Source organism: Shewanella sp. SG41-4, from assembly GCF_014164505.1.
In the GTDB taxonomy this organism is placed as follows: Bacteria; Pseudomonadota; Gammaproteobacteria; order Enterobacterales; family Shewanellaceae; genus Shewanella.
Window position 1 is genome coordinate 1 of sequence record NZ_JACJFI010000749.1, and the last position, 512, is coordinate 512.

The 512-nt window shown below is 43.2% G+C and carries 1 tRNA gene; it reads left to right on the forward strand.

Annotated elements, in window-relative coordinates:
* Positions 1 to 385 precede the first annotated feature (385 nt).
* A tRNA-Glu gene (locus H5202_RS23660) sits at positions 386 to 461 on the forward strand.
* Positions 462 to 512 lie beyond the last annotated feature (51 nt).

The window sequence follows — 512 nt, forward strand, 5'->3', positions numbered from 1 at the left end:
CCCATTCGTCTAGAGGCCTAGGACACCGCCCTTTCACGGCGGTAACAGGGGTTCGAATCCCCTATGGGATACCATATTTAAGATGGTTGAACATGATTCGAAACTGTTGTTTTAGAAAAAATGTTTGACGATCTATATAGCACTGGTGTTTAGCCTACAGACACCAATGAGTATTCACTCGATACAGAGTATAACGTATCAAATGTGTCCCATTCGTCTAGAAACAGAGCTTAGGACATCGCCCACTTTGGTTTATAAAGAGTCGGCGGTAACAGGGGTTCGAATCCTTAGGGTTTTGTTCTTCATTATAGGTAACTAGCACTGGTGTTTAGCCTACAGACACCAATGAGTATTCACTCGATGCAGAGTATAACGTATCAAATGTGTCCCATTCGTCTAGAGGCCTAGGACACCGCCCTTTCACGGCGGTAACAGGGGTTCGAATCCCCTATGGGATACCATATTTAAGATGGTTGAACATGATTCGAAACTGTTGTTTTAGAAAAAATGTT